The organism is Nostoc sp. CCY 9925 (assembly GCF_963920935.1).
Classification (GTDB): Bacteria; Cyanobacteriota; Cyanobacteriia; order Cyanobacteriales; family Nostocaceae; genus Nostoc.
In genome coordinates this window covers 58186-82315 of record NZ_CAWUDO010000033.1, presented here as the reverse complement: position 1 = coordinate 82315, position 24130 = coordinate 58186, and the positions used below count along the sequence as shown (strand labels likewise).

Genomic DNA, 24130 nt, shown 5'->3' with positions numbered 1-24130 from the left:
GGCAACGATAGTTTAGGGGTTGCCCTACGCTAAAATAGCTCGATGCCAGGTTTATTTTTAAACATAAAAAGTCTCTCTAACTACATAAGAGAGGCTTTTTATTTGCCCACTAACCAGCTTAGACTCAAATAAAAATAAGACCAAATAAAAGCCGTGGAAATTTAGGCAATCCAACGGCTTTTTAGTGTGGTGTAAGGAGACTTAAGTAATTATCATGATAAACTCAGCAGACTATTAGTATTAGATACCTAACGTAATTTGTAACAAAATTGTCCTTTTACGGCTTGAAGTAGGTGTAATTTATAATCGCCTGGCATTTATTTTTGCTGGCTTTAGAGCAAAGCACCACCACAGCTGGAACCACAGCCAGCAGTACAACCATAGCAATAAGCAGCGGTTTGTACTTCATTAATCAGGTCTAAACTACCAGCCTCTAGCAATTTGGCAACTGTCAAGATTTCACCGTTACGAGTTTTCGCAGGCAAATTCATCATCTGGTTAAAGTCACAATCATATACATTACCTAGATAATCAATTGAAAGTTCATCGCGACACATTAAATATTCGATAGTACCGGGATTAAAATGTGATTCTAAAAACTGCAAATAGTTGGTATAGAGTTTTTTTCGTTCTAAATGCATTTTGGTTCTACCAACTGGCAGATTGGTAATGGTGAAGAGGTTGTTAAACACAATATTAAAATGTTCCTGTAAGAAAGTTTTATAATCTTGTTCTAGGTTGCTCTGTTCTGGAGCTAAAGAAAATTTTTCCTCTGTAGGCAACTGAGGATTAAATACCAAGTCCAAAATTAAGTTTGGCTCTTTACCATAGCCGAGTTTGTTAAGCCACTGCAAAGCTTTGATTGAACTATCAAAGACACCAGCACCGCGCATTTTCTCAACATTATCTGCTAGATAGCAGGGAAGAGAAGCTACAATTTTTAGTTGATTTTTAGCAAAGTATTCTGGTAAATCGTCAAAACTATTTTCAAAAAAAATTGTTAAGTTAGAACGGACAATTACCTGTTTATTCGTTAACTTTGCAGCTTCTACTAGTGGTTTAAACCCATAATTCATTTCAGGTGCACCACCAGTCAAATCCACAATTTTTATTTCTGGAAATCTATAGATTAGTGAAATCAATTGTTCACAAATTTCTGGAAAAAGTTCTTCTGTACGTTTTGGGCTAGCTTCAACATGACAGTGTTTACAAGCCAAGTTACAGCGCTTACCAAGATTAATTTGTAAAACAGTAATTCTTTTTTTTCTTAAAGGATAATTAAGTTTGTTTTGGAATTCCGTTACAGATGTCTCTAGTGTATTTGTTAATTTAGTCTGCATTAGTTACTACTCCTTGAAGATAAGCGAAATATATTGAATATTTTTAGCCCTGTAATAATCTGTACGTTACTCCACTAATAACTGCGGCAATAGGTAAAGTGAAAATCCAGGACATTAGTATTTGATAGGAAACACGCGCATTAAATTTTTTAGGAATCAGTCCAACTCCAAAAATAGAACCCACTGAAAGGTGAGTTATGGAAACCAAAAGCCCAAACTGGCTAGCTATGATAGTCAGAACTCCGGTTACTATATTTGCTGATAAGCCTTGAGTATAATTCATTGAAGTAATCTTTTCACTCATGGTTATTGCAACTTTTTGGGAGTTGAGTAAACCGCCAAGTGCCATTGCGATCGCTATGGTGATCATTCCTCCCTGAATTGAAAAATATTCAATAATCAAAATGAGGGAGACAATCTTAGGAGTATAATTTAATCCTCTAGCAAAGCTGATAATTCCAGCGCTCAAAAAATGACAAGCATCAACTATTTTTTGGTTAAATGATAGGTGATATTTAGAATTAACATAGTCAAATAAACTGTAAAGTCCTGCTCCTAATAAAATAGCAATAATTGGAGCGAATAATAAAGGCAAAATAAAAGAAGTTACCAAAGCTACAAAATTAACTTTGAGTCCGACCGCTACTAATCCAGCACCAACAATAGCACCTATTAAACTGTGAGTTGTGGAAATAGGAAAGCCCATGAATGTAGCGATGAGCACAGTTAAACCAGCTGCGATCGCCACTGCTAAATGAAATTCTGGTGCATTGGCGATCGCATTTGGCACTAGTCCTTTTCCTGAAAAAATTTTAATTGATGTACTTGCTAAAAAAGTTGCAGATACGCCACCAGCAAAAGTTGTAAAACTTGACCACAAAATTGCTGTTTGATAACTACATGTTCGGCTACCAAATAGTGTTGCTACACCTTTGAAATTGTCATTAGCACCATTTGAATATGCTAAAAAAAGCGTAGCTAAAAATAAACTAATTAACAACATTTTGGGGTTTATAAATAAAAAGTCAGAATCCAGAATAATTTTTCAAATATTGAATTTTACATTCACTTTTTCAGTTGTACAGAATTATTCTGAATCCTGAACGGCATTTGCCCTACTTGGAGAGATCCTAAGACCGCACTATCTCCTTTTGACAACTGAATTATTAAAAAATTAACAGCAACCACCACCGCTATAATGCCAAGTGGAATCAGTAACAATTATTTCTGCTGGCTTGATAGTTGCAAGTTTAGCAGCAGTTTTATCGCACACGGCTGCGGGAATACCCCGTTGAAGTAAATGACCTGCTGAATCATCGAAGAAGGGTTCCGAACCAGCATAAATTGCTGTTTTACCCGTGAAAATACAAGCACCGTCTTCTGGAATAGCAACCTTAAAACAAACAGAATCTAGACTTTCTAAAAGTAGGTTTTCTTCTAAATTATAAGTCTGGGAATCTAGTAGACGGTAAGGACGACGCGCACGAATTTCAACTTGACCAAAGCCAGCATTTGTAATCCGTTCAGTATACTCTTCATAGGTGAGTGCCCCTGATAAACACATAGCTCTGAGTCGCTCATCTTCTTGGAGATGTACTGGAATTGGACGAGTAGCAATTGGATCGCTCATCTGCAAACGTCCACCTGGCTTTAATACCCGATGCGCTTCTTTTAAAGCACGAGTTAAATCTTCTGGTTCAAAGATGTTGAAAAGGCAATTCTGTGCAACGATATCAACGGTAGCATCACCAACGGGTAAGCTGAAAGCATCGCCTTCTCTGATTTCTACAAAACTGGTGTCAAACCAGGGGTTTTCTTGAGCAGCAATTTCTAGGTTGCGTGCAGCGGCTTCTTGCATAGCGGCAACTGGTTCAACGGCAATTACAGCACCTGCATAACGGGAAAAATAAGCGAACTGCAAGGCTTCTAAGCCACCACCAACACCAACATACAGCACAGTAGGTTGGTTTCCTAGTTCAGTTGAGTGAACAGTGGTACCACAACCATAGTTCATTTCCTGCATTGGCAAAGGAATTTTTAATCCCGGTAGTTGCAGGGGTGTACTTTGCACACAACAAAGTCCAACTTCTGGGGTTTGGGCGACTTCGCGGTAAAATTGCGCCGCTGTTTCTAAATACGTCATGCCACTTGAGATTTTGAATGATGACAACTTTGTGCATCCTAATACAATTAACTCTGAGTTGCATGAGTTGTTGCTGAGATTGCCAAAAACCCAAAATTCTCCTAATATAGAAAAATTTTGGGTTTTTGCATTATTTAAGACTGGGAGTGTGGGGAGATTATAACAAAGCTTCCCACTCCTCCCATACTCCCAATACCCACTAAGCACCCAATGTATAGCCGACATCAGTGACGGTTTGAATAAGGCACTTTTCATTATTGGCTTCAAGTTTCAGCCGCAGGTAGCGGATGTATGGCTCAATGATGTTGGCATCACTTGTGAAGTCGTAACCCCAGACTTCCTCTAAAATGCGATGGCATGTAATTACTTGTCGCGGATGGATAAGAAAATATTCCAGTAAATCAAATTCCTTAGCCGTTAATTCAATTAACCGCTGACATCGGTACACTTGGCGTGTGCGACGATTTAGACTCAGGTCTTCAAATTCTAAAATATCTGCGGTGTCTGCTTGATATCTTCTTCGCAGGTGAGTGCGGACTCTGGCTAATAATTCATCAATGCTGAAGGGTTTAACTAGGTAATCATCAGCACCAGCGTCTAAGCCTGCAATGCGATCGCTCACTTCATCTTTGACGGTTAATAAGATTATTGGCACTTCATAACTAATACTTCGCAGACGATGGCAAATTTCCAACCCTGATAAACCAGGTAGCATCAAATCTAAAATCACTAAATCTAGATGCAACTCCCGTGCTGCGGTAAGTGCAGTTAATCCATCGTAGGCGATGCTAACTTGATAACCTTCATAATTCAACTCCGATTCAATAAATCGTGCCAGTTTGACTTCATCTTCAATCAGTAAGATGTGCGTCATGATGATGTTAATGATTTCAGCAGGGTACGGTAAGGAACAATACGGTTTAGAAGCACTTTAGCCAGGTGTCAGCTACTAAATAGCCAGACATCTAATTAGGTGTACGCTAGCTTAGTATAAATCTGAGTAAGTAACAACCGTGAATCTGCAATTACCGATGGCTGCTAAATCAAACAACGATACAACTAACTATTAACAATAGGCTGTGACATCTTCACCGCATTCATCGGCAAGATAACAGAGTGCTCTGAAACGCAATCCAACTACTTCCTCGTACAGAGGATTTAATTTACACATTGGTGGAATGTGAAATAGCTTCCGACCAAATACAGTGATGTCTCGTTCAAATGGACACTGAGCAGGAATAGCCTTGCAGAGAAAATGAGCCAATTTGGAGTTATGAATTTCTACTGCTTCCAACCACTCGCGGACTGGGTGCAAGAAATCTTTGTGTAACCGGATTTGCATAAAGCTTGACATAATTGCTCTCCTTGATATTTTTAAAATAGATTGGGTTTGTTTTATTTGAACCTATATCAATACATACGGTCGGGTTTAATAGTTTTATGCGCTGATTGCTGGTTTTTTTTGGTTTTCTACAGAGATGGCTAGGCTCTCTAGGAACACTGTTAACTACACATTCAAGTGCCAAAATTCCAGATAATTTGCCAAAGTAAGCATAAGTATTTTGCCAAACGTTAGGCTAGATATTGCTGGACTGCAAAGCTATAGTTAACCAACTTCAAAGGAGGCGCAGCTACTTACCCTAAAAAAGCATTGAGCTTTAGGTAAGCTGCGAAAACTAATGACCTATGACTTTCTTAATAATAAAAAGTTCCTTTTCGATCGCTGGGCGCCAAGCTATGATTGGCTGTTTCCTTCAGTGTTTTATCGAGCTATCCACAAACGATTGCTAGAGTACGTCAATTTACCAGAGCGAGCAAATGTACTCGATATAGGGTGTGGTACTGGACGTTTACTTGAGCGCCTTGCCACTGAGTTTCCCGATCTGCAAGGCACCGGATTAGATTTATCTGCTAATATGTTGCGGATGGCAAGACTGACCAACCGCCGCCATCCACGCTTGATTTATGTTGAAGGCAAAGCTGAGTCTCTTCCTTTTGCTGAGGGTCAGTTTGATGCTGTTTTCAGCACCATCAGCTTTTTGCATTATTTAGAACCTCAACAGGTGGTTAGTGAGATATCACGGGTACTTTCTCCTGGTGGATGCTTTTATTTGGTTGACATTACTTCCAAAAAAGACGCACAACCTCAACTATTGCCAATTTCTCCTCGTGGAATTCGACTCTATAGCCCTAATCAACGTCAGCTTCTAGGTTCCTCTGCTGGGCTATTGTGTTTGAGTCACCATTACTTATTGGGGCCTGTGTTGCTAACGATTTTTGCTAAACCTCGGATTTGAAAACGGGAAGTAAAGGGTTGGAAACAACTGATATCAAGCTTTGTTGTGTATATCTTACTTAATTAAGAATTAGGACGATACTCCATAAACACCACAGGAACTCTGAGTAGCTTTTTAGCTAATTGTGAGAATCTAAATTTATCCTTGAGTGCAGAAGAGACTTTTGTCTTGGGAAATTGTGGTAGGTCTGCAAAAGATATTGGCACAAAACCAAAGCGATTGTAAAACTCTGCCAATCCCTGACCCAAACATTCAAGATAAAGTGGTTGCGTTGCTGTGCTAATCAAATGCTGGGTTAGTAAAGTACCCAAACCGCGACCTCTCCAAGCTGATGCAACGACTAAACTACCAAGTTCTTGCGCCCCTGAGAAATTACGTAATTGTCCACATGCTACCAGATGGCGTAGGCTTTGCCCGCCGTAGGCATCGCATTCAATTACCCAAAATTGCTGCCAATTTAATTGCGTAGGGTCGAGTTTCGCTGAAAACACTAGCAATCGAATCGACCACTGATCCCCAGATCTTGCCTTGCGAAGCACACACTCAGGTGGTAATGATATATTACTTTGATTCATTAATTATGTTTTAGTAGCTTATATCACAATTATCACACCATACTTTTGAGTCAATCACACTCAAGTCGCTATGCATTTTCTGGTAATTAATTAATCAAGGAATTTCAAAAGTATTTTGGATAAAAAATCCGTTTCTAGTTTTCCCTTAATCACTAGTGGCTTTTTGGGGTTCACTAATGACTAATTATATATTTCTAAATTTTCATAAGCATACATAATTACTATTAAATAATACTTTCGATAGAGGGGTATATCAGCCATAACTATATTCTAGATAGATGAAAACACAGCGCTCATCTTCTTAAGATACTCCTAAGAGTGAATGATTAGGAATCTAATAATGTCTGAACAACAAAAATCTAGTAATCAAGATACTACACCCACTTCTTCTGGTGGCTACCAAACTACACTTGACGAAGCTACCCGCAAAACTGGCGATGCTGAAAAAAGTGATGCTAAAACTACTGCTACCCCAGAAGCGCCAGAAAATGATACTGTACAAGGCAGCCCCAATCAAGGAACTGAGTCACGTTAATTAATTTCAACCTTCCCAAGTTTTAATTATTTTGTGGCGGTTTTTTAATGAGTTTAATCCAGTAAGTTGAGAGTGGATATGTGGTTATTACACCACAATTATCCACTCTTTTTTTGCGATAGGCATTGACAAGGAAAAATAGAGTGATACCTTCTCTACGAGAAGCTTCGCGTAGCTTGCTTCCCCGGAGGGGTAAGCTAACGCAGATTTCAACGTAGTGGAGAAGTTCGAGATTAAGGTGAAGATTGGAAAAAACTAAATTTCCAACGGTTCAGCTTAACAGGATGCGATCGCTGTTAGTTAGCTACAAGCTTGTCAACAGCTAAAATAAATAATTTTATTTGTATAATTTCTTCAAAAAATCTCGCTAATTATACTAGTATTATTTAATTTAAGGGACGCCAGAGTGTCCTGTGAGAGCTAGAACTGATTTGTGCGAGTATCTATGAACAAATTATCAGAAAAATTTGTTGTCGGTGGTTTTAGCTTGGCATTATTGCTAATGTCTGGTGTCGCAACAGCTTCCTACTTAAGTATTCAAAGGTTAACGGCAGAAAGGCGATGGGTAGTTGATATTCAACAAGTTTTAGAATCCATAGATCATGTACGTATTGGACTCGGTAATGCTGAAAGCGCACGAAGTAGCTACATTTTCACAGAAGACACAGTTTACCGAGAAACCTATAAAAAGCAGAAGCAGGAAGTTTACCAAATGCTTAAAGCCATGCGGCGACTAAGCAGTGATAACTCTAATCAACAAAGGCGACTTGATACGCTCGAACCTCTGATTGCACAAAAATTTTCTCTGCTTGAACAGTCCATCAATTTATTTGAGCAAAAAAGTTTAGATAAGCCAACTCAAATAGCTATTGTTATTCGGTGCATAGAGATAGACAAACAAATTAAGGCAATCAGCCAAGCAATGGAAAATGAGGAAAAAAACATATTACAAGAGCGAACAGCAGTCACTAAAGATCTTTTTCAGGAAATCGTTATTGTATTAAGTCTGGGATATGTTTTGAGTGTGGTTTTACTAATTGTGGTTTACTCACTGCTGCAAAAGCAAATTCAGATGAACAAGGCTTTATCACAAGAAGCTATTCGTCTGGAACAGCAAGCTGCAAAAGCAAAACTGGCAGATATTTTAGAAACTATTACAGATGCTTTTGTTGCCCTTGATCGCGACTCATGCTATACCTACATCAATCACAAAGCCGAACAAATATTTAATCGCCGCTCAACAGATTTGATTGGTAAAAACGTCTGGGAAGTATTCCCTGAAACTGTCGAATATAAGTTTTATCAAATTTACCATCAGGCTGCGGCAGAACAGCGAGTTATTCACATGGAAGAATATTATGCACCGTTCGGCCGCTGGATTGAATATTATATGTACCCCTCAGCGGAAGGAATATCAATTCTCTTTCAAGATGTCACTCGTCGCAAATTGGCAGAAATTGCTCTAGAAGAGAGTGAAAGACGCTATCGCTCACTGGTGATTGCTACTTCTCAGGCTGTCTGGACATCTGATAGTAACGGGATGCCAAAAGAGTTCTCATCTTGGATAGCTTTGACTGGGCAAACTGATGCCCAAGTCAAGGGATGGGGATGGCTCAATGCAATTCATCCTGAAGATCGAGAGTTGACACAGTTGTTGTGGACTGAGGCAATAAAAACTAAAAATCTTTACTTTAGTGAGTATCGCGTGCAGGTTGCGGATGGCAGCTATCGATTTTTTGCCGCCCGTGCAGTTCCTGTTTTAGATGCCAACAACGAGATTCAAGAGTGGATAGGCACTTACACGGACATTACAGAACGCAAACTAGCGCAACAGGCACTACAAGGGGTCAATGAGGAACTAGAAATCAAAGTTCGGGAACGAACAGCAGAATTACAAAAGCTTAATCAAGATCTACAACGCTCCAACCAAGAGTTAGAGCAGTTTGCCTATGTAGCATCCCACGATTTACAAGAACCATTGCGAGCTGTGGCGGGTTATACCCAATTATTAGAGAAGGAATATCAACACTGTCTAGATGATTCTGCCAAAGAATACTTGGCTTACATTGTAGATGGGGCAAAGCGGATGCAGCATTTGATTCAAGACTTATTAGCTTATTCTCGCGTGGGGACTCGTGGTCAGGAATTTGTCCTTGTTGATTGTAATACCGCGCTGAGTCTAGCTCTAAGTAATTTATATGTAGCGATCGCCGAAAGTGAAGCCATCATCACTCATGACCCTTTGCCAAAGCTACTCGCAGACAAAACCCAAATGGTGCAACTATTCCAAAATCTGGTCGGCAATGCCATCAAGTTCCGGCGACAAAAACCACCACAAATTCACATTGGCGTCCTGACAACAGAAAGGGAAGCAGAAGGAGAACTCTCCACTCCACGCTCCCAATGGCTGATCTCAGTACGGGATAATGGCATCGGTATTAAGTCTCAGTATCTTGAGCGGATTTTTGAAGTTTTCCGACGCCTTCATACTCGTCGAGAATTTCCTGGCACAGGTATTGGTCTGGCTATCTGCAAAAAAATCGTCGAGCGACATGGTGGCCGCATCTGGGCTGAGTCTGAGCCTGGTGTAGGAACTGTATTTTATTTTACCCTCAATACAAAGTAAGGTATTCTTTAAAAGATACATACTACATATCGAAATTAATAGCTCTTTACTAACTGCATGGTTGACGATCAGGCATCCCGACCTATTGAAATTTTGCTAGTTGAAGACTCTCCTAGCGATGCAAACCTCACTATCAAAGGCTTCTTGAATGCCAGAATCGCCAACAACTTGCACTGGGTTGAAGATGGTGAAAGTGCTATGAACTACTTGCGGGAGCAAGGAGAGTTTGCTAATGCTCTCCGTCCAGACTTAATACTGCTTGACCTGAATCTCCCAGGAATGGATGGACGCGAAGTGTTAACAGAAATCAAATCAGACCCAAATCTGAAATCCATTCCTGTTATCGTAATTACTACTTCTAATGATGAGCAAGATATACTACGTTCTTATCATCTGAGTGCTAATTGCTATGTAACAAAACCTATTGATGTCTTCCAGTTCATTCAAGTTCTACAGTTAATCAAAGATTTCTGGCTGATAGCAGTTACACTGCCACGAAACTAATTGGATTGTGAGTTTCACTTACTGCTGAAAACAGCAGAGAATTAAACCGTATCTGACGTAACAGTCCCCTTCTGAAATGTCTTCAATTTTGAATTTTGTTAGCGCAGCTAAGCCGTGTCCGCGAGCGTCATTTTGAATTTTGAATTGTTAACTCCCCTACTCTCTACCTATTTTGGCGCTTGAGGGTTTGGCGTTGGACAAGTTTGATTAGCAAAATCACACTGGTAAATGTACTGTTCTTGCCAACTCAGGGGAATTTCTATTAAGTCTCGTATTCCTGTTATACCTTGTCCAATAAATAGCAATAAAGCAATACAATTTAAAATCGTATGGATGATGCGCCAGCGATTGGATTTATCAACATAAATATCTTGCACAATTGCTAACGAAAAAACCATCAACATTGCTGCGGTCATCCCAATATAAAAATGTGACCAGTACCACTCATTGTCGCGCCGAAATACTCCATCCTGAAAACCTAGAATTATTAAACCTGCACCAGTTAAAGTGGCAAAAATTCCTCGCCATACTCGCTGCTGAGCGCGATAAAGTAGCGCTAAAGAAGCGATAATGCCGACAAATATTAACAGAATAAACACAACTTGGACAGGTGTTTGATTCCACAATTGATTTTTGATAATATTTTTGCCAATAGGGTAAGATAATCCTATTAAAGTTAGTCCAACCACTCCACTTGTTAACCATTCACCTAATTGCTTGTGTTCTACGCCCACAACTGGAGGAATTTTGCTCTTACTTCCAGCTAAAATTTGCAATCGACGTTGACGTGTCTGCCAAGCAAACTTAACTACTATACCGATGAGCGGAAACACAAAAATAACTGCGATCGCCGGATGTAAAATACCCAAAATATCTGTTATTTGCATAGAACACCTTTTGATAAATTATTGATACCTGGAATATTCAAATATAAATAAAAATAAGTATTTTTCACTGGCAGCATTCTTTTTGTCAGTTGCAATAACTATACCCGTAACATTGGCCAAATGATAAAATATTATAGTTCTGGCTTGGAAAAATCTTAAGACATCATACCATTAGTTAAATTAATTTAAGCTGAGAATTTGCTTAATATTTATTTTTTTATGTATAACTGATTCTCAGCAAATAAATATATCTTTTAAACTAGCAGATAATTTATTATTTAATGGCATATCACGTCGGCGTAAATTACGAACTTTAGCCAATTTCCAAACAGAGTAATAATTATCACCGTAAACAATATCTGTTTTGACGTTATACTTTTTTTCTATTCGTTCGCGCCAATTGTCTGAAGGATTGAGTAAAAATACATCAGCAAACTCTTTAGGAATTTTTGGAATTTTTTGATTATTCACCAACAAAAACCGCGCTTTTGGTTCCAACAGATAGCTTAGAGAAAAGACATGCCCATAATTATTGTCTAAAGAATTACTCATCAAAAGTGGGCTATTACTCTGATTGATAATTTGGGCAAATTGAAGATTGCCATAATTCATACTTTTATTCCACCAAGTTTCTGCTTGGGAATTCACCTTATAAGAAATCAGGCCACAAATAATCAACAATCCCATGATTATGTGCCAGCTGCTTCGACGTGACATGCTGCCATTATATAGTTGCGTAGCTAGTAGATAAGCAACAGCTAGTTGGATTCCTAAATAAAATGGTATTAAATATGGTTCAGTAAAAGATCGAATACCCCCAGCATTTAAATATGGTAGTATTATTGGCAGTGCTGGCACTACAATCAATGTAATAATAAATAACCAGACTTTAGAACTAGTGGTAAGACAAAGAAAATAAATTGCATATCCTACCAAAATTAAAAAAATTGGTGTAATTAAATATGTCAGAGGATTTTGTAATGTCAAATTTATATCAAAAAAAATCCGACTGCTCTGCATCAATAAAAATGGAATTATAGGTATCAAAGATGACTGTGTTGTTGTTTTCTCTCCTGAAATTAGAAATTGAAAAAATTCACCGATCGCAACTGTCATCCAAGGCATAAAAGCTAAGAAACTTACTAGTGATGCTAGCAAATAATTTCTCACAGTTTCAGTCAACTGAAATTTGGCTGTAGCAATCACATAAATTCCATGAGCAAGTGCTATAAATCCACTCCAAAGAAATGTATAAAGACTAATGGCTAAAGTTATTGCATAAATACTCCAAGCACCGAAAAAATCTGGTTGTTGTTTTGTTAGTTCATCTTTATCTTGTGCTTGCAACTTCATTGCTCGCAGTAGTGAAGTGCTAGATAGTAAGATAGTGATTAACCAGAGAATATATTCTTGTGCTTCTTGGGCATATACTAAGTGAATTGGAGAGATAGTCATAAGTGCGATCGCTACACCAGGAATGGGTAATGGCACATCAAATAATTCTCGACATAGCCGATAAACACAAGGAAAAACTAGGAAGCTAATGAATGCAGATAAACTTCTGATTGCTGTTACCGAATTACCAAAGATTTCCGTCCACAATCTAGCGATTATGTAATACAACGGCGTATGCTGAGAATCTTCTCTCGCCAAAGACATAATTGTGTCATTTAAACTTTTTTCTGGATTTGCACCTTGAAATTTAGCAAAACTTTCTTTGGCAATAACACGATTATTAAAAATTTGCTGTTTGACTTCAGTTATGGTAAACCCAGAAATCCGCAATGATGTATAAGTCTCATCATATGAGTAAACCTTGCCATCAAGGTTAAAAAAGCGAAACAATATACTCATCGTCAACAAAAAAAGAATTAAAAGCCGCAACCAACTCGGCGCAAATTTGAGATGGCGCATAAGTAATTTTCCCAAAAATTTATTTAAAACGATCCAGTTTGCTTGGCTGGATGAGATGCCCAGAGGTAGCCCATCGTAGACATTACCGAGACATCAACCGATGTGAGTTCGAGCAAGGTGATTTGACCTCTTTCTCAAAAAGCTTTCATCAATGAAACCTCCACTCAAACTTTTCCTTCTTCAAACCTCTCCTTTTCTAAGGGAGAGCCTTAAAATCCCCTCGTGGTAAGATACAGCGAGGCAGTAGGGGGTCACACCCCTCATTTGGTACATCTCTCATTTTCCTATGAAATAACCTTTGAGATATGCTAGATTTAACCCTAAAAAATCAATCCTGGTGTGAGGGGTAACATGCCTGAATAACGAGCAGTATCCTACTAGGAGAGGGAGGCTGAAGGCAAAGAGGTTTATTAAACTTCCTCTCAAGCGTAACTGCTTGTCAGACATCGCCAACTTAATTGAGAGTCACTTAATTTGCCAGATTGGCAATAAACACCCTCCTCTATTAACTATGAAAAGAATTGGGTAAGGTTGTATCAAATCCTGCAAAACTGGCTTCAGTCAACATTCGTTTTTTTTGTAGGGGTAGCCACGACTGACTGTTGCCAAGACAAAATATAATGTTTAAAAAATTTGATAACCCCATCTGACGAAATGTTTGCTATTAGATATAGTTAAAAAATCAATAGTTTTAAACTGGCGATCGATAGCTGGAAGACTACATATCTTAGCACCAATATTCAAGTATGCCTGCAAAATATTAGGAATTTCCACATCACATAAATCTGAACAATTTTGAGGCAATTCTAGACAATATTCAGAATTTGGATAAACTAAAATACTCGGATGCATCAAGCCATTCTGCCGAAAATAATTATAAACGCAAGTAGCTTTCCAAGGGGATTGTGTTAGTAACGATCCACAGCCAAAGAAATATTGATTTTTAGTCCAAATGAGATAATTTGCTAGCCCCTCCCAGAGTAGCAAAAGAGTCTGACTATTGCGGTATTCTTTAGCTATACATGCACGCCCAACTTCGACTGATGCCTGAAGTACAGAATCAGGAATTGCATTAAGATTAAATATATCGGCAGCATCAAAGCCTAGTCTTTGAGAAGCCATTTTATAGGTTTGCATCCGATAAGTTCCAATCGTTTTACCTGTTTGTTTGCAGATGAGAATCAAATGATGGCAAACCTCATCAAACTTATCTTCATCCCTCTGGGTAAAGCTAGAAGTAGATAATCCCAAGCCTAGTTCCAGATTAAAAACTTCAAAACGCAATCGAAAAATCGATTTTAATTCTTCTTCAGTTGACGCCAGCCGTAGGATATATTTTTTAGTCTGAATGACAGGAAAATCTTGAAGAGAAAGAGGATTCAGTGGGTAATTGATGTTGCGGCCAGAAATTTCCATCTGTCTTCCTACTTATAACATTTGGGATTTGGGATTTTGGATTGAGAATTTCTTTCTCTTAAAGGGATCTCTGAATCCATCTGTCGCATCCATTTTTCAAATTGGTATTAGATTTGCGAAAATATCCTACTATAATTTAGGCGCTGTGCAAATAGATCGCATTATGCAATGCGTCGAAATGTGATTGGCAGAGTTTTCCATGAAAAATCCTCAACAGAGCTTTTTTTCTCTTTGGGATTAGGGATATAGTGTTTTTATTATCAACATTAATAGCAAAAAAATCTGGCAATAAGATACAAAATTTTCCTTCGATATAGGGTATAAATGCAAGTAATACTATTTTCAAAAATCTTTGCAACACATAAATTGTTCGTAGGGACTTACATCTGTCATCTGTATGGCCTCACATATCTATAGCAGGAACTTCGTGAAATGCTATCATACAAATTTACATTCACAAACGTAATTTAGAAATTTTATTCCCCGTTCCCTACTCCCTACTTTGCCAAACTGAAAGTTACGCTCAGATGTGCAGATTAGTATTAGTTAAAAGAGTCACTATCAGGGCAAAAAGCCCCTAGATTAATCCAGGGGCTGGGATAATTTTAATTGTGATGTCTGGGTTGGCGTAGCAATCGCCATTTATAACAAAAGCGCTCTCAAATACTTTATCAATTACGGTGATTATTGCTGTAACGAACCCTTGTACCTGCCCAGAGCAACTTCTCCCGCAGTGTTTGATAGTAAGAATTGTTCTCGCGCAAAATAATAAATTTAGCTCGACAATCCGCTATCCGGACATCAACGCGGTGTCCAGGCCAAATTGAAGTCCCCAACACTCCATCTGTCCACAACTTGGTACTCAAATCATAATCCCCCAAAGGCCAAATACTCACCACAGAACCAGGGGGTAAAACGAGGGGGCGACTAGAAAGACTCATTGCACAAATCGGAGTAACGGTAATCGCCTCCATACCATCGTGCATAATTGGCCCATTAGCAGAAACGGTATAACCTGTGGAACCTGTGGGAGTGGAAATAATCAATCCGTCCCCGACGTATTGATCGACTACCTCACCATCGATTTCCATTTCCAAGATCGAGGTAATCATTCGGTCAGCAGAAGCCGGTTTGACACAAAATTCATTCAAAGCCAGGTAACGCTCACTGACTGGCTCCAAATTAGACCCATGACCCTCATACACTGCAGCTTGTAACATCATCCGCCGTTGGATAGCATAGCGATCCTCAAACAGTCGATCCCAAACTTTCTCCGTATCCTGAAACTCGTCCACTGACTCAGTTAAAAACCCCAGATGACCTCCCACATTCACTCCCAGAATTGGGATGCCAGCCGGGGCTAAATGTCTGGCACCAGTTAAAACAGTACCATCGCCACCAAGTACCAAAGCGAGATCGATTGGTTGATTCGCCGAAGCCAAAAAGACAGGATAAGGATTGTCTTTCGGCCCACTAGGTCCCATCAATACCTGGCAGTGGCGATTTTCGAGTTGTTTAGCGCACATTTCTGCCCATTGTTTACTCCGGGCATCCCGCGCTTTATAAGCAATGATTACCTGCTTGAGTTGCACGCACAGTTACCACTTCAGGAGATTAAACTGCTCCATATCGACGGTATCACGGTTGCGATAAATGGCAAGCACGATCGCTAAACCCACCGCCGCCTCGGCCGCGGCCACGGTAATCACAAACACGGTGAAAACCTGACCCTTAATTAATGTTGAGTCAAGGAAGTTGGAAAATGCCATTAAATTGAGATTAACAGCATTGAGCAGCAACTCAATCGACATCAGCACCCGCACAGCGTTGCGACTGGTAATTAAACCGTAGATGCCGATGCAGAATAAAGCCGCTGCTAATAATAAAAAGTACTGGAGTTGCATGAATCTGAGTATTCCTTCTGAAAAAACATGACTCTTTATTTGCAACTAAAGTCGCAAATTTTACTCTTTTGTTTCGCTGCTGGTCGATACTAGTTCTCTGGGGCGTTCTGGCAAAGTCAAAACCGTTTGTGGTAGTTCAGATGGTGCCAGGTCTGGCAAATACTCGCGACGTGCCAAAATGATCGCTCCTACCATCGCCATCAGCAGCAAAATCGAAGCTAATTCAAAAGGTAGTAAAAAGTCAGTGAAGAAATGCTCTCCAATCAAAACTATGGAACTTGTACTACCCACCACAGGAGGAGTTGAGTACGCCCAAGGGGTCGCTAATACCATCGTACTCAAAAGGCCAAACAATCCTAAGCTGACTATACCCGTTAGTAGTTTCCGCACCCAAGAGTTGGGAAATGGCGCAAAATTCTGCCGTTTATTCACCAACATAATGGCAAACAAAATCAGCACGTTAACCGCCCCAACATAAATTAGTATTTGTGCGGCGGCAACAAAATCACCATTCAGCAACAGGTAAATTCCCGCCATGCTGATGAATACGCCCCCTAGCATAAAGGCAGAATAGACGATGCTAGGGGACAGCACTACACCAATGGCTGCCCCAATCATCATCACACCCAGTACGCCAAGGCATACAATCTGTACTCCTTCCGCTAGATTCACTGTTTTTTGTCCTCAGTCAATTGTCATTGGTCATTGGTCATTGGTCATTGGTCATTGGTCATTAGTCACTTGTACTGAGCGAACGCGAGTGCCTCTCGTAGAGAAGTATTAGTCATTTGGTTTAGACACAGGACAAAGGACGAATAACAAAAGACAAATGACGAATCGCATTTATTTTTCGGTTTGTTCCACCAAATCTTGTGGACGCGCACCCGCAGGCGGCGCATCCGCAGGCAGTCCGTGGGGTTCGAGGACGCCCTTGGGTAGATAAACTAGTTCGCGTAGTGGTGTCACCATTGGGTCATTTGTTACTTTATAGGGCAGACGACCTAACGCTACGTTGTCATAGTTCAATTCATGGCGGTCGTAAGTGGAAAGCTCATACTCTTCTGTCATAGATAGACAGTTAGTGGGGCAAAATTCCACACAATTACCGCAAAAGATACAAACTCCAAAATCAATACTGTAGTGCTTGAGTTTTTTCTTTTTGCTGGCTTTGTCGAATTCCCAATCTACTACAGGCAGATTTATTGGACAAACGCGAACACAAACTTCGCAGGCGATACACTTATCAAACTCAAAGTGAATTCTACCGCGAAACCGTTCGCCAGGAATCAGTTTTTCGTAAGGGTACTGTACGGTAATCGGACGCCGACGCATATGGTCAAAGGTAACAGAAAGCCCCTGACCGATGTAACGTGCAGCTTGTACTGTTTCTTTGGCGTAATCACCAACTTGTTTGAGGAACTTTAGCATCGTGTTTCACTCTCTCTATCAATTTTGGATTTTGGATTTTGGATTTTAGATTTTAGACTTAATCCAAAATCTCATCAATTTTGGATTTTAGATTTTAGACTTAATCCAAAATCTCATCAATTTTGGATTTTAGATTTCAGACTTAATCCAAAATCTAAAATCTAAAATCTAAAATTCCTTTACCCACCAAAGGCGAAAGGAAAGGCTAGTTTCAGGGCGGCGGTTAATAGGAGGTTAACCAAACCAACTGGCAACAAAAACTTCCATCCTAAATCTAACAATTGGTCAATCCGTACCCGTGGCACTGTCCAGCGCAACAAAATGGCGACAAACACTAGTAAATAGGCTTTGAGTACGGTCATGGTGATACCTAAAGAAGCAGTTACTATCTGCAACACGGGATTGGCTTCACTGATTCCCAGCCAACTAGCTATGAGGTTGAGGGGAATGGGAAAGTCCCAACCACCGAGATAGAGAATTGCTACTAGTAGGGAAGAAAGTATTAAGTTAACGTAGGAGCCCAGGTAAAACAGACCGAATTTCATGCCTGCGTATTCAGTCTGATAACCTGCTACTAGTTCTTCTTCTGCTTCGGGTAAGTCAAAGGGCAATCTTTCGCACTCAGCTAGGGCGGCTATCCAAAAAATCAGGAAACCGACTGGTTGACGCCAAATGTTCCAGCCCAAGATGCCGTAGCCAGATTGTTGATTAACAATGTCAACGGTACTGAGGCTATTAGACATCATAGCGATCGCTAAGACTGCCAACGCCAATGGAATTTCATAACTAATAGATTGCGCTGCTGCCCGCAAGCCCCCTAAAAGGGAGTATTTATTATTAGATGCGTAGCCAGCCATCAACAAGCCAATGGGCTGAATGCTTGACAAGGCAATCCATAAAAATACACCCATACCCACATTGCTAATCACGATGTTCTGCCCAAAGGGAACAATCAGGAACGACAGAAACACCGGAATCACAACAATAATTGGGCCGAGGGTGAATAGCCAGGGATCGGATTTGGCTGGCACGATATCTTCTTTAAATACCAGCTTCAGACCATCCGCTACAGGCACCAGTAATCCAAAAGGCCCTTGGTATTCTGGGCCAATTCGTTGCTGTGCGGCGGCGGAAATTTTTCGTTCTAGCCAGGTAGCGACTAATACCCCCACTGTTGCCCCAATCAGCATTAGTACCATTGGCAGTGGCATCCAAATTGCTTTGGCTGTTCCTGCTGGTACACCTAAATCCGTGAGGGATTCAATAAAAGTTCCTTGGAGGTCAATTCCTGAATTCATGTTTCCGCTCTTTAAGACATTAGTCCAACTGAGTTACAAATATTACTTGAATAATATCTGTAAATTCACTCATTGATAATTTTTGCCAAGATGACGTCTGATTGAAGATTTGTTGCCAATTCCCATGCCTAGTATATCCTTGGATGGTTTTACCACCCTGAAGCGACATCAGAACTTCTACTTATGGTTGGCATTGACGTTGGCTATTGAGTGGGGGGCAAAGGGGCATAGGGGCAGGGGAGGCAGAGGAAGCAGGGTAAGATGGGGGAGTGTGAGGAGATTAGAAAAAGCTTCCCATTCTTCCCACCACTTCCACACTCTCTGTTTGCCCCATGCCCCATGCCCCATGCCCCATGCCCTATGCCCCATGCCAGTTAACGTTGATCAATGGGGAGATAAGGAACTTCGTGACGACCGTTGTAAACTTGGGTAGGACGGAAAATCCGGTTTTCTGCTAGCTGTTCTTTCCAGTGGGCTAGCCAACCGGCAACGCGGGCGATCGCAAAGATTGGCGTAAACAAGTCTGTGGGAATTCCCATTTTCCTGTACACCAAACCTGAATAAAAGTCAACATTGGGATAAATCCCTTTGCCAGCAAGTTTTTCCTCTACTACTCGTTCCATCTCTTGAGCAATGTCATAGGAGTTGTCATAGCCAAACTTCTCAAACAGTTGCTCTGCTAGGCTTTGTAAAATTATGGCTCGTGGGTCTTTCACTTTATAAACACGATGTCCAAAGCCCATAATCTTAGATTTACGTTGCAGACAATCCTCTATGTAGGGGCGGACATTTTCTACAGAGCCAATTTTGTCCAACATCTGAATTACTTCTTCATTGGCTCCACCATGCAGAGGCCCTCCCAAGGTTCCCACGGCACTAGCAACCACAGCATAAGGGTCGGTCAAAGTGGAAGCTGTCACCCTGGCACTGAAAGTGGAAGCATTCATTGTATGCTCGACCTGAAGTATCAAGCAGATATCAAAAATCCGTGCCATTAAAGGATCGGGTTCTTGCTCATTGAGCATGTATAGAAAATTGGCAGAGTAGTCTAAGTCATCACGGGGACGCACGGGGTCATTGCCTTTTCGCATCAGTTGGAAGGCCGCCACCATCGTCGGAATGGTTGCTATCAAGCGCACAACTGAATCTCGAATGTAGGCTGGATTATGTAAATCCCGGAGCGAATAAAACAACCCTAAAGCAGCAGCAGAGGCTTGCAGGGCATCCATTGGGTGACCGCTTTCTGGAAAGCATTTCATCATGTCCCGAATGCGGTATTTTATTCGCCTGTGGTGACGAACTTCATGTTCAAATGCTTGGAGTTCTTCTTTACTGGGCAATTCACCCCAGATTAAGAGATAAGCAGTTTCCAGGAATGTACTTTTTTCTGCTAGTTCCTCAATCCGGATGCCACGATATTCTAGTATTCCCTTTTGCCCATCAACATAACTGATACTCGATTGGGCGGCGGGAATGCCTTCTAGACCAGGCTTGTATTCGCACACCATCATGGCAACACCATTTACTTTTTGAAATATCTGATCAAGCTAACTTACCAGAAATTATTGTCGCCATAACAGTAGCCCTTCTAACAACAATCGAAAATGTTGAAAAACTGTTACAGCAGGTACTTGGGTGGTGTCAACCAAAACATCTGACTACGACCCAAAGAAGAACCTGTTTCTGGTAGTTTTATCCCAATCATACCTGCTTTTTTCAAGACTAAGCTTGCTTTGACCTCTCCCCATAAAAGAATTTCTGCCCAAGTGGTCAAACCAGGTTCATGTCCAACCAAGGCCAGTTGAGTGTTTTGGGAATAATTTCTTGGCTCTAACCAATCTACCAGCCAACTAGAAATTTCACCTTCAGGAGCAAGGTGGCTAGATTCCTCTAGCTGGGAACTTAGTCGATGTGCTATGAGGATTTCAGCCGTTTGGCGGGCACGCACTAAGGGGCTGGTGACAATCAAATCAAAATTTAAACCTAATTTTACAAGTTTCTCGGCAACTTTCTCGGTTTTTTGCCTTCCTTCTTTGGTGAGGCTGCGTTCCTCATCCTTGATGCCTAAATCTTTATCTTCGGCGATGCCATGACGAATTAAGTATAGTTCCATAACTTTGAATTTTATTAGCGTACCCTGCGGTGAGTTATTTAGTTACGCTTGTTCTGTATTCATCTATCCTAACCTTAATCATCATTACCAATTCGTTATCAACGATTGTTGAGTTTAGTTATGCGGCTTTGACCACTCATTTTCTCGAACACTACGTACCCAAGCAGTGCTATTAGTTAGCTAGATAATATTGGCAATATCTACGACGGGCTACGCCTACGCGCCCCCAATAAAGTTATCATTTATCAAGTCCAAATCTAGCGATTCCTAGGCAGGTTCAACTACTGCATATTTTTGTCGCAAAAAGGCAATAAAGTCGATTACTTTTTGCTAATATTTCAACTTTTTTGAAGATAGGCTCTATCTCCAACTTCTATAAATTTGGAATTTCCACAGATCCACGATGTTATATAATAATTCCCTGACGAAATTACCGACTTTATCAAGCCAGGAAGTTGTTTATTTTTAATGATTCCTTTTTCGCTGTAATATTCTGCTTCACCGTTGCAAAGAAAAATTATAGTTTTCATTAGAAATAAAACTGACTAATCATGATAATCATGATGCTAGCCATTTAAGATACTAAATATAACCCAATACGGTTCAGTTAAAGGCTACTGGTAAAAAATTTTGGGTTTTCGAGACGCGATAAATCGCAGTCTCTACAAGTGTTTTGGTCTTATCTGAACTGTATTGAAATATAACCCGTATATTTATTTAATTTTGGATACGGTTTGCGGTCGTTATAGCGTAAAGAACCTTACGGTTATTCCTCAGCATTAGGATAAAAGTCTAAGTCTAAAATTTCATCAACAGAAAAGGGACAGGCGATCGCAAAGTCATCCTCCAACAAACCAGTTTCCACCATTGCCTCTTGCCGCGCTCTTTGATAAGTAGTATTTATCCATTCGGCATCATTTAAAAAACGGCGCAAGCTAAGACTTTCTTGCAGCAATTCATCTATATTCAGTCGCTCACGGGTAATGGTCACTTGCCAACTATGGCTACGACGTTCAGATTGATATTTCCACTTCAACAAATGCGACAACACTAACCGCAACGCACTTTGCAACGCCCGCTGTTGACTCTTACCCAAGTCCACCACTTCCTCAATTAGGTGTTCTAAATCCAACGTGTCCCACTGATGCGATTGTAAAAGTGCTGCGGTCTGCTCTACCCAAGCATAAAAGTCTTGCTCATACAAAGTTTTTAACATTTGAAGTTCTATGGACTTCATGGCGCTCCTTTTTGGGAAATAAATAGGTAAGCACGAGTTAACTTTATTTGTACCGATTTACTTAAGATTACGTGAATTCGACGAATCTAAAAAACCCCTCTCCAAACCTCTCCCCCACAAGGCTATCCATTAGTCACATCTTTCTTTACAATCTTGAAACGTTTGTTTTGTAGGCATCTTAAACACTGAGGTGTGAGGCATACTTGACAAATTGGCTCTTAATATTCTCGCTAAAATTAGGTTTTTATTGAGAATTAACAACAGACCAATAAGGGTTGTAAGAAACGTGAGTGAATACTCTCGCAAATGTTGAGAAAGATCCGGGTAATGGATAGCCCACAAGGAGAGGGGTTGGGGAGAGGTTTATCGAACTGACGTTAAGATTAGGCACGAACTAGATTCCCAATTAATTAATAAAAACTAAATTCCCGACTTTTTTTAAAAGTCGGGAAGGGATGTTATGTAACAAAACACACTTTGGTTAGTACATGAGTTAGGAGTTCTCCCCATCTCCCTCATCTCCCTCTACTCGGACTGAATTGGGTTATCTCTGGGATTAACTAACCTCAGTAACTTTTGCTTAATTTGAGCGTCGAATACTTCCCATTTCATTTTTGCATAGGCGGAATTTTCGTTACTGCCAGATAAAAAACCCATCGGGATTTCAAAGCCGCCTGCGCTTGTCCTTCCACCACCAAAAAAGCGCCCTGTGCTATCTTGCCCAAAGGCTTCTTTGATAAATTCATCAGGATCGAGGGTGAGTTTGGTGGTTCTCAAGGAACCAATGACTATTTCTAATTCTTCGTCTTCATCGTGAACAATGCCATAAACTACGGCGGTATGGACGTTTTCTTCGGTGACGAGAAAATCAGCCGCTTGGGGGATGGCATCGCGGTCGTCGTAGCGTAGGTAACCAACACCAGCAATGGAAAAGTTATTTTGAACAATGCGATTTTTTAGCGATCGCTCAATTACATCCATCACCCGCTTGGAACGATTCGCCTGTAAAATGGCATTCAGCAGTTGCGCGTCATAAAATCGGCTTAAATATGCAGCTGCCATGAAATCTTCTTCTTGCGCTTGCATCAGCCGATTTGTATCCGAACGTAAGCCATGCATCAAGGCAGTAGCACATTTTACGTGTTGATTGATGCTGCTATCTAATGCTAGTAATCCCGCTTGCAGATATTGAGTAAAAATTGTCGCCGTCGCTCGTACATAAGGACGAACATCCACAAACTCTGATTCGAGTTCGCCTTGTAAACTATGATGATCGATCAGCGCAACTAATGGAATTCCAGCCTGCTGAACTGCTGATATTAGCTGTGAAGTAGTTCCTTGGTTATCAATTAAAACGAAACCTTGATAAGATGACAAATCTTTGGTTTTCAAGGTTTGCTGCGTCCAGCGTTGGATAGGTAAATTAGTGAGTCTAACCAAGGCAATATTTTCTTGATGACTCAGAGCACCAGCATAAATTATTTCACATTTGATATCGTATTGCTGGGCAATTAATTGATAAGTCCAGGCACAAGAAAGAGCGTCTGGGTCAGGAAAATCTTGCAAAATTACTAGTTGGCGATCGTGTCGGTGCGCTAGCAGAGTTTTTTGCAGTTCTTCTGACTTTTGTTGTGTTAAGGAATTACCACGCTGGCTAAGATAGATAGCTGCTTCGCTTAGCGATGGTTGTAATGATGGACTTTTAAGTGCAACTTCCACTGCGTCTTTCTCTATTTCAGCTTCCTCTGGGTTTGGCTCTTTGGTCAATGACAAACTCTCAAACTCATTAACGGGAGAATTTAAGTACATAGGGAACTTTTTTTAAAGTGTGAGGCTCCATTAATTCAGAAACACTAAGATCAGCAATTTACTGAATTTAGCCACATTATTTTGATCTTCGCAAAAATCTCAAG

General features: G+C 40.3%; 22 protein-coding genes. 4 read left to right on the top strand and 18 right to left on the bottom strand.

Annotated elements, in window-relative coordinates; genetic code table 11:
* Positions 1 to 332: 332 nt before the first annotated feature.
* From arsS to ACM0OY_RS18295, 5 genes are all read right to left on the bottom strand, one after another.
* On the bottom strand, positions 333 to 1340 hold the full coding sequence (gene arsS, locus ACM0OY_RS18315) for an arsenosugar biosynthesis radical SAM (seleno)protein ArsS (protein ID WP_414570268.1): 1008 nt from the start codon (positions 1338 to 1340) through the stop codon (positions 333 to 335).
* A 43-nt stretch (positions 1341 to 1383) separates the two neighbouring features.
* A complete protein-coding gene (locus ACM0OY_RS18310; RefSeq protein ID WP_414570267.1) occupies positions 1384 to 2343 on the bottom strand; it encodes an anion permease in 960 nt (319 codons plus the stop codon).
* Between the two features lie 171 nt (positions 2344 to 2514).
* Entirely contained in the window at positions 2515 to 3483 is a 969-nt protein-coding gene (arsM, locus tag ACM0OY_RS18305; RefSeq protein WP_414570271.1) for an arsenosugar biosynthesis arsenite methyltransferase ArsM, read from the bottom strand.
* 199 nt (positions 3484 to 3682) lie between these two features.
* Entirely contained in the window at positions 3683 to 4357 is a 675-nt protein-coding gene (locus ACM0OY_RS18300; RefSeq protein ID WP_414570266.1) for a response regulator transcription factor, read from the bottom strand.
* Between the two features lie 192 nt (positions 4358 to 4549).
* Positions 4550 to 4837: a Mo-dependent nitrogenase C-terminal domain-containing protein gene (locus ACM0OY_RS18295; protein WP_414570265.1), complete on the bottom strand. Its 288-nt coding sequence runs from the start codon at positions 4835 to 4837 to the stop codon at positions 4550 to 4552.
* Positions 4838 to 5162: 325 nt separating this feature from the next.
* Between ACM0OY_RS18295 and ACM0OY_RS18290 the strand changes: the two genes are divergently transcribed.
* On the top strand, positions 5163 to 5780 hold the full coding sequence (locus ACM0OY_RS18290; protein ID WP_414570264.1) for a class I SAM-dependent methyltransferase: 618 nt from the start codon (positions 5163 to 5165) through the stop codon (positions 5778 to 5780).
* A 62-nt stretch (positions 5781 to 5842) separates the two neighbouring features.
* Here the strand turns inward: ACM0OY_RS18290 and ACM0OY_RS18285 are convergent, their stop codons facing one another.
* Positions 5843 to 6355 (bottom strand): GNAT family N-acetyltransferase, encoded by a 513-nt coding sequence (locus ACM0OY_RS18285; protein ID WP_414570263.1) that lies wholly within the window; start codon positions 6353 to 6355, stop codon positions 5843 to 5845.
* 340 nt (positions 6356 to 6695) lie between these two features.
* On the opposite strand from ACM0OY_RS18285, the gene ACM0OY_RS18280 reads away from it, so the two are divergent.
* The 3 genes from ACM0OY_RS18280 (at position 6696) to ACM0OY_RS18270 (ending at position 10020) form a co-directional block, all read left to right on the top strand.
* Positions 6696 to 6890 carry a hypothetical protein gene (locus tag ACM0OY_RS18280; protein ID WP_414570262.1) on the top strand — a complete coding sequence of 65 codons (195 nt, stop codon included), beginning with the start codon at positions 6696 to 6698 and terminating at the stop codon, positions 6888 to 6890.
* A gap of 445 nt (positions 6891 to 7335) precedes the next feature.
* On the top strand, positions 7336 to 9516 hold the full coding sequence (locus ACM0OY_RS18275; protein WP_414570261.1) for a PAS domain S-box protein: 2181 nt from the start codon (positions 7336 to 7338) through the stop codon (positions 9514 to 9516).
* 57 nt (positions 9517 to 9573) lie between these two features.
* Positions 9574 to 10020 (top strand): response regulator, encoded by a 447-nt coding sequence (locus ACM0OY_RS18270; RefSeq protein WP_414570260.1) that lies wholly within the window; start codon positions 9574 to 9576, stop codon positions 10018 to 10020.
* A gap of 167 nt (positions 10021 to 10187) precedes the next feature.
* Here the strand turns inward: ACM0OY_RS18270 and ACM0OY_RS18265 are convergent, their stop codons facing one another.
* The 12 genes from ACM0OY_RS18265 to ACM0OY_RS18210 all read right to left on the bottom strand — a co-directional run bounded on the left by ACM0OY_RS18265 (position 10188) and on the right by ACM0OY_RS18210 (position 24026).
* The gene (locus ACM0OY_RS18265) at positions 10188 to 10907 is read right to left on the bottom strand and encodes a DUF4079 domain-containing protein (RefSeq protein ID WP_414570259.1); all 720 of its coding nucleotides are present in this window, start codon (positions 10905 to 10907) and stop codon (positions 10188 to 10190) included.
* Positions 10908 to 11141: 234 nt separating this feature from the next.
* Positions 11142 to 12821, bottom strand: coding sequence for a glycosyltransferase family 39 protein (locus ACM0OY_RS18260; RefSeq protein ID WP_414570258.1), 1680 nt, complete (start codon positions 12819 to 12821; stop codon positions 11142 to 11144).
* A gap of 624 nt (positions 12822 to 13445) precedes the next feature.
* Positions 13446 to 14237, bottom strand: coding sequence for a GNAT family N-acetyltransferase (locus ACM0OY_RS18255; RefSeq protein WP_414570257.1), 792 nt, complete (start codon positions 14235 to 14237; stop codon positions 13446 to 13448).
* 671 nt (positions 14238 to 14908) lie between these two features.
* Entirely contained in the window at positions 14909 to 15829 is a 921-nt protein-coding gene (locus tag ACM0OY_RS18250; protein WP_414570256.1) for an NAD(+) kinase, read from the bottom strand.
* A 6-nt stretch (positions 15830 to 15835) separates the two neighbouring features.
* Positions 15836 to 16141, bottom strand: a complete 306-nt coding sequence (gene nuoK / locus ACM0OY_RS18245) for an NADH-quinone oxidoreductase subunit NuoK (RefSeq protein ID WP_006199065.1) — start codon at positions 16139 to 16141, stop codon at positions 15836 to 15838.
* 60 nt (positions 16142 to 16201) lie between these two features.
* Positions 16202 to 16813 (bottom strand): NADH-quinone oxidoreductase subunit J, encoded by a 612-nt coding sequence (locus tag ACM0OY_RS18240; protein ID WP_414570254.1) that lies wholly within the window; start codon positions 16811 to 16813, stop codon positions 16202 to 16204.
* A 171-nt stretch (positions 16814 to 16984) separates the two neighbouring features.
* Entirely contained in the window at positions 16985 to 17569 is a 585-nt protein-coding gene (gene ndhI / locus ACM0OY_RS18235; protein WP_414570253.1) for an NAD(P)H-quinone oxidoreductase subunit I, read from the bottom strand.
* Between the two features lie 179 nt (positions 17570 to 17748).
* Complete coding sequence (gene nuoH / locus ACM0OY_RS18230; RefSeq protein WP_414570252.1) at positions 17749 to 18867, bottom strand: NADH-quinone oxidoreductase subunit NuoH; 1119 nt, start codon at positions 18865 to 18867, stop codon at positions 17749 to 17751.
* 374 nt (positions 18868 to 19241) lie between these two features.
* Positions 19242 to 20378 carry a citrate synthase gene (locus ACM0OY_RS18225; RefSeq protein ID WP_414570251.1) on the bottom strand — a complete coding sequence of 379 codons (1137 nt, stop codon included), beginning with the start codon at positions 20376 to 20378 and terminating at the stop codon, positions 19242 to 19244.
* A 107-nt stretch (positions 20379 to 20485) separates the two neighbouring features.
* Positions 20486 to 20980, bottom strand: a complete 495-nt coding sequence (sixA, locus tag ACM0OY_RS18220; RefSeq protein WP_414570250.1) for a phosphohistidine phosphatase SixA — start codon at positions 20978 to 20980, stop codon at positions 20486 to 20488.
* 766 nt (positions 20981 to 21746) lie between these two features.
* A complete protein-coding gene (locus tag ACM0OY_RS18215) occupies positions 21747 to 22217 on the bottom strand; it encodes a DUF29 domain-containing protein (RefSeq protein WP_414570249.1) in 471 nt (156 codons plus the stop codon).
* A gap of 525 nt (positions 22218 to 22742) precedes the next feature.
* The gene (locus ACM0OY_RS18210; RefSeq protein ID WP_414570248.1) at positions 22743 to 24026 is read right to left on the bottom strand and encodes a DHH family phosphoesterase; all 1284 of its coding nucleotides are present in this window, start codon (positions 24024 to 24026) and stop codon (positions 22743 to 22745) included.
* Positions 24027 to 24130: the final 104 nt, after the last annotated feature.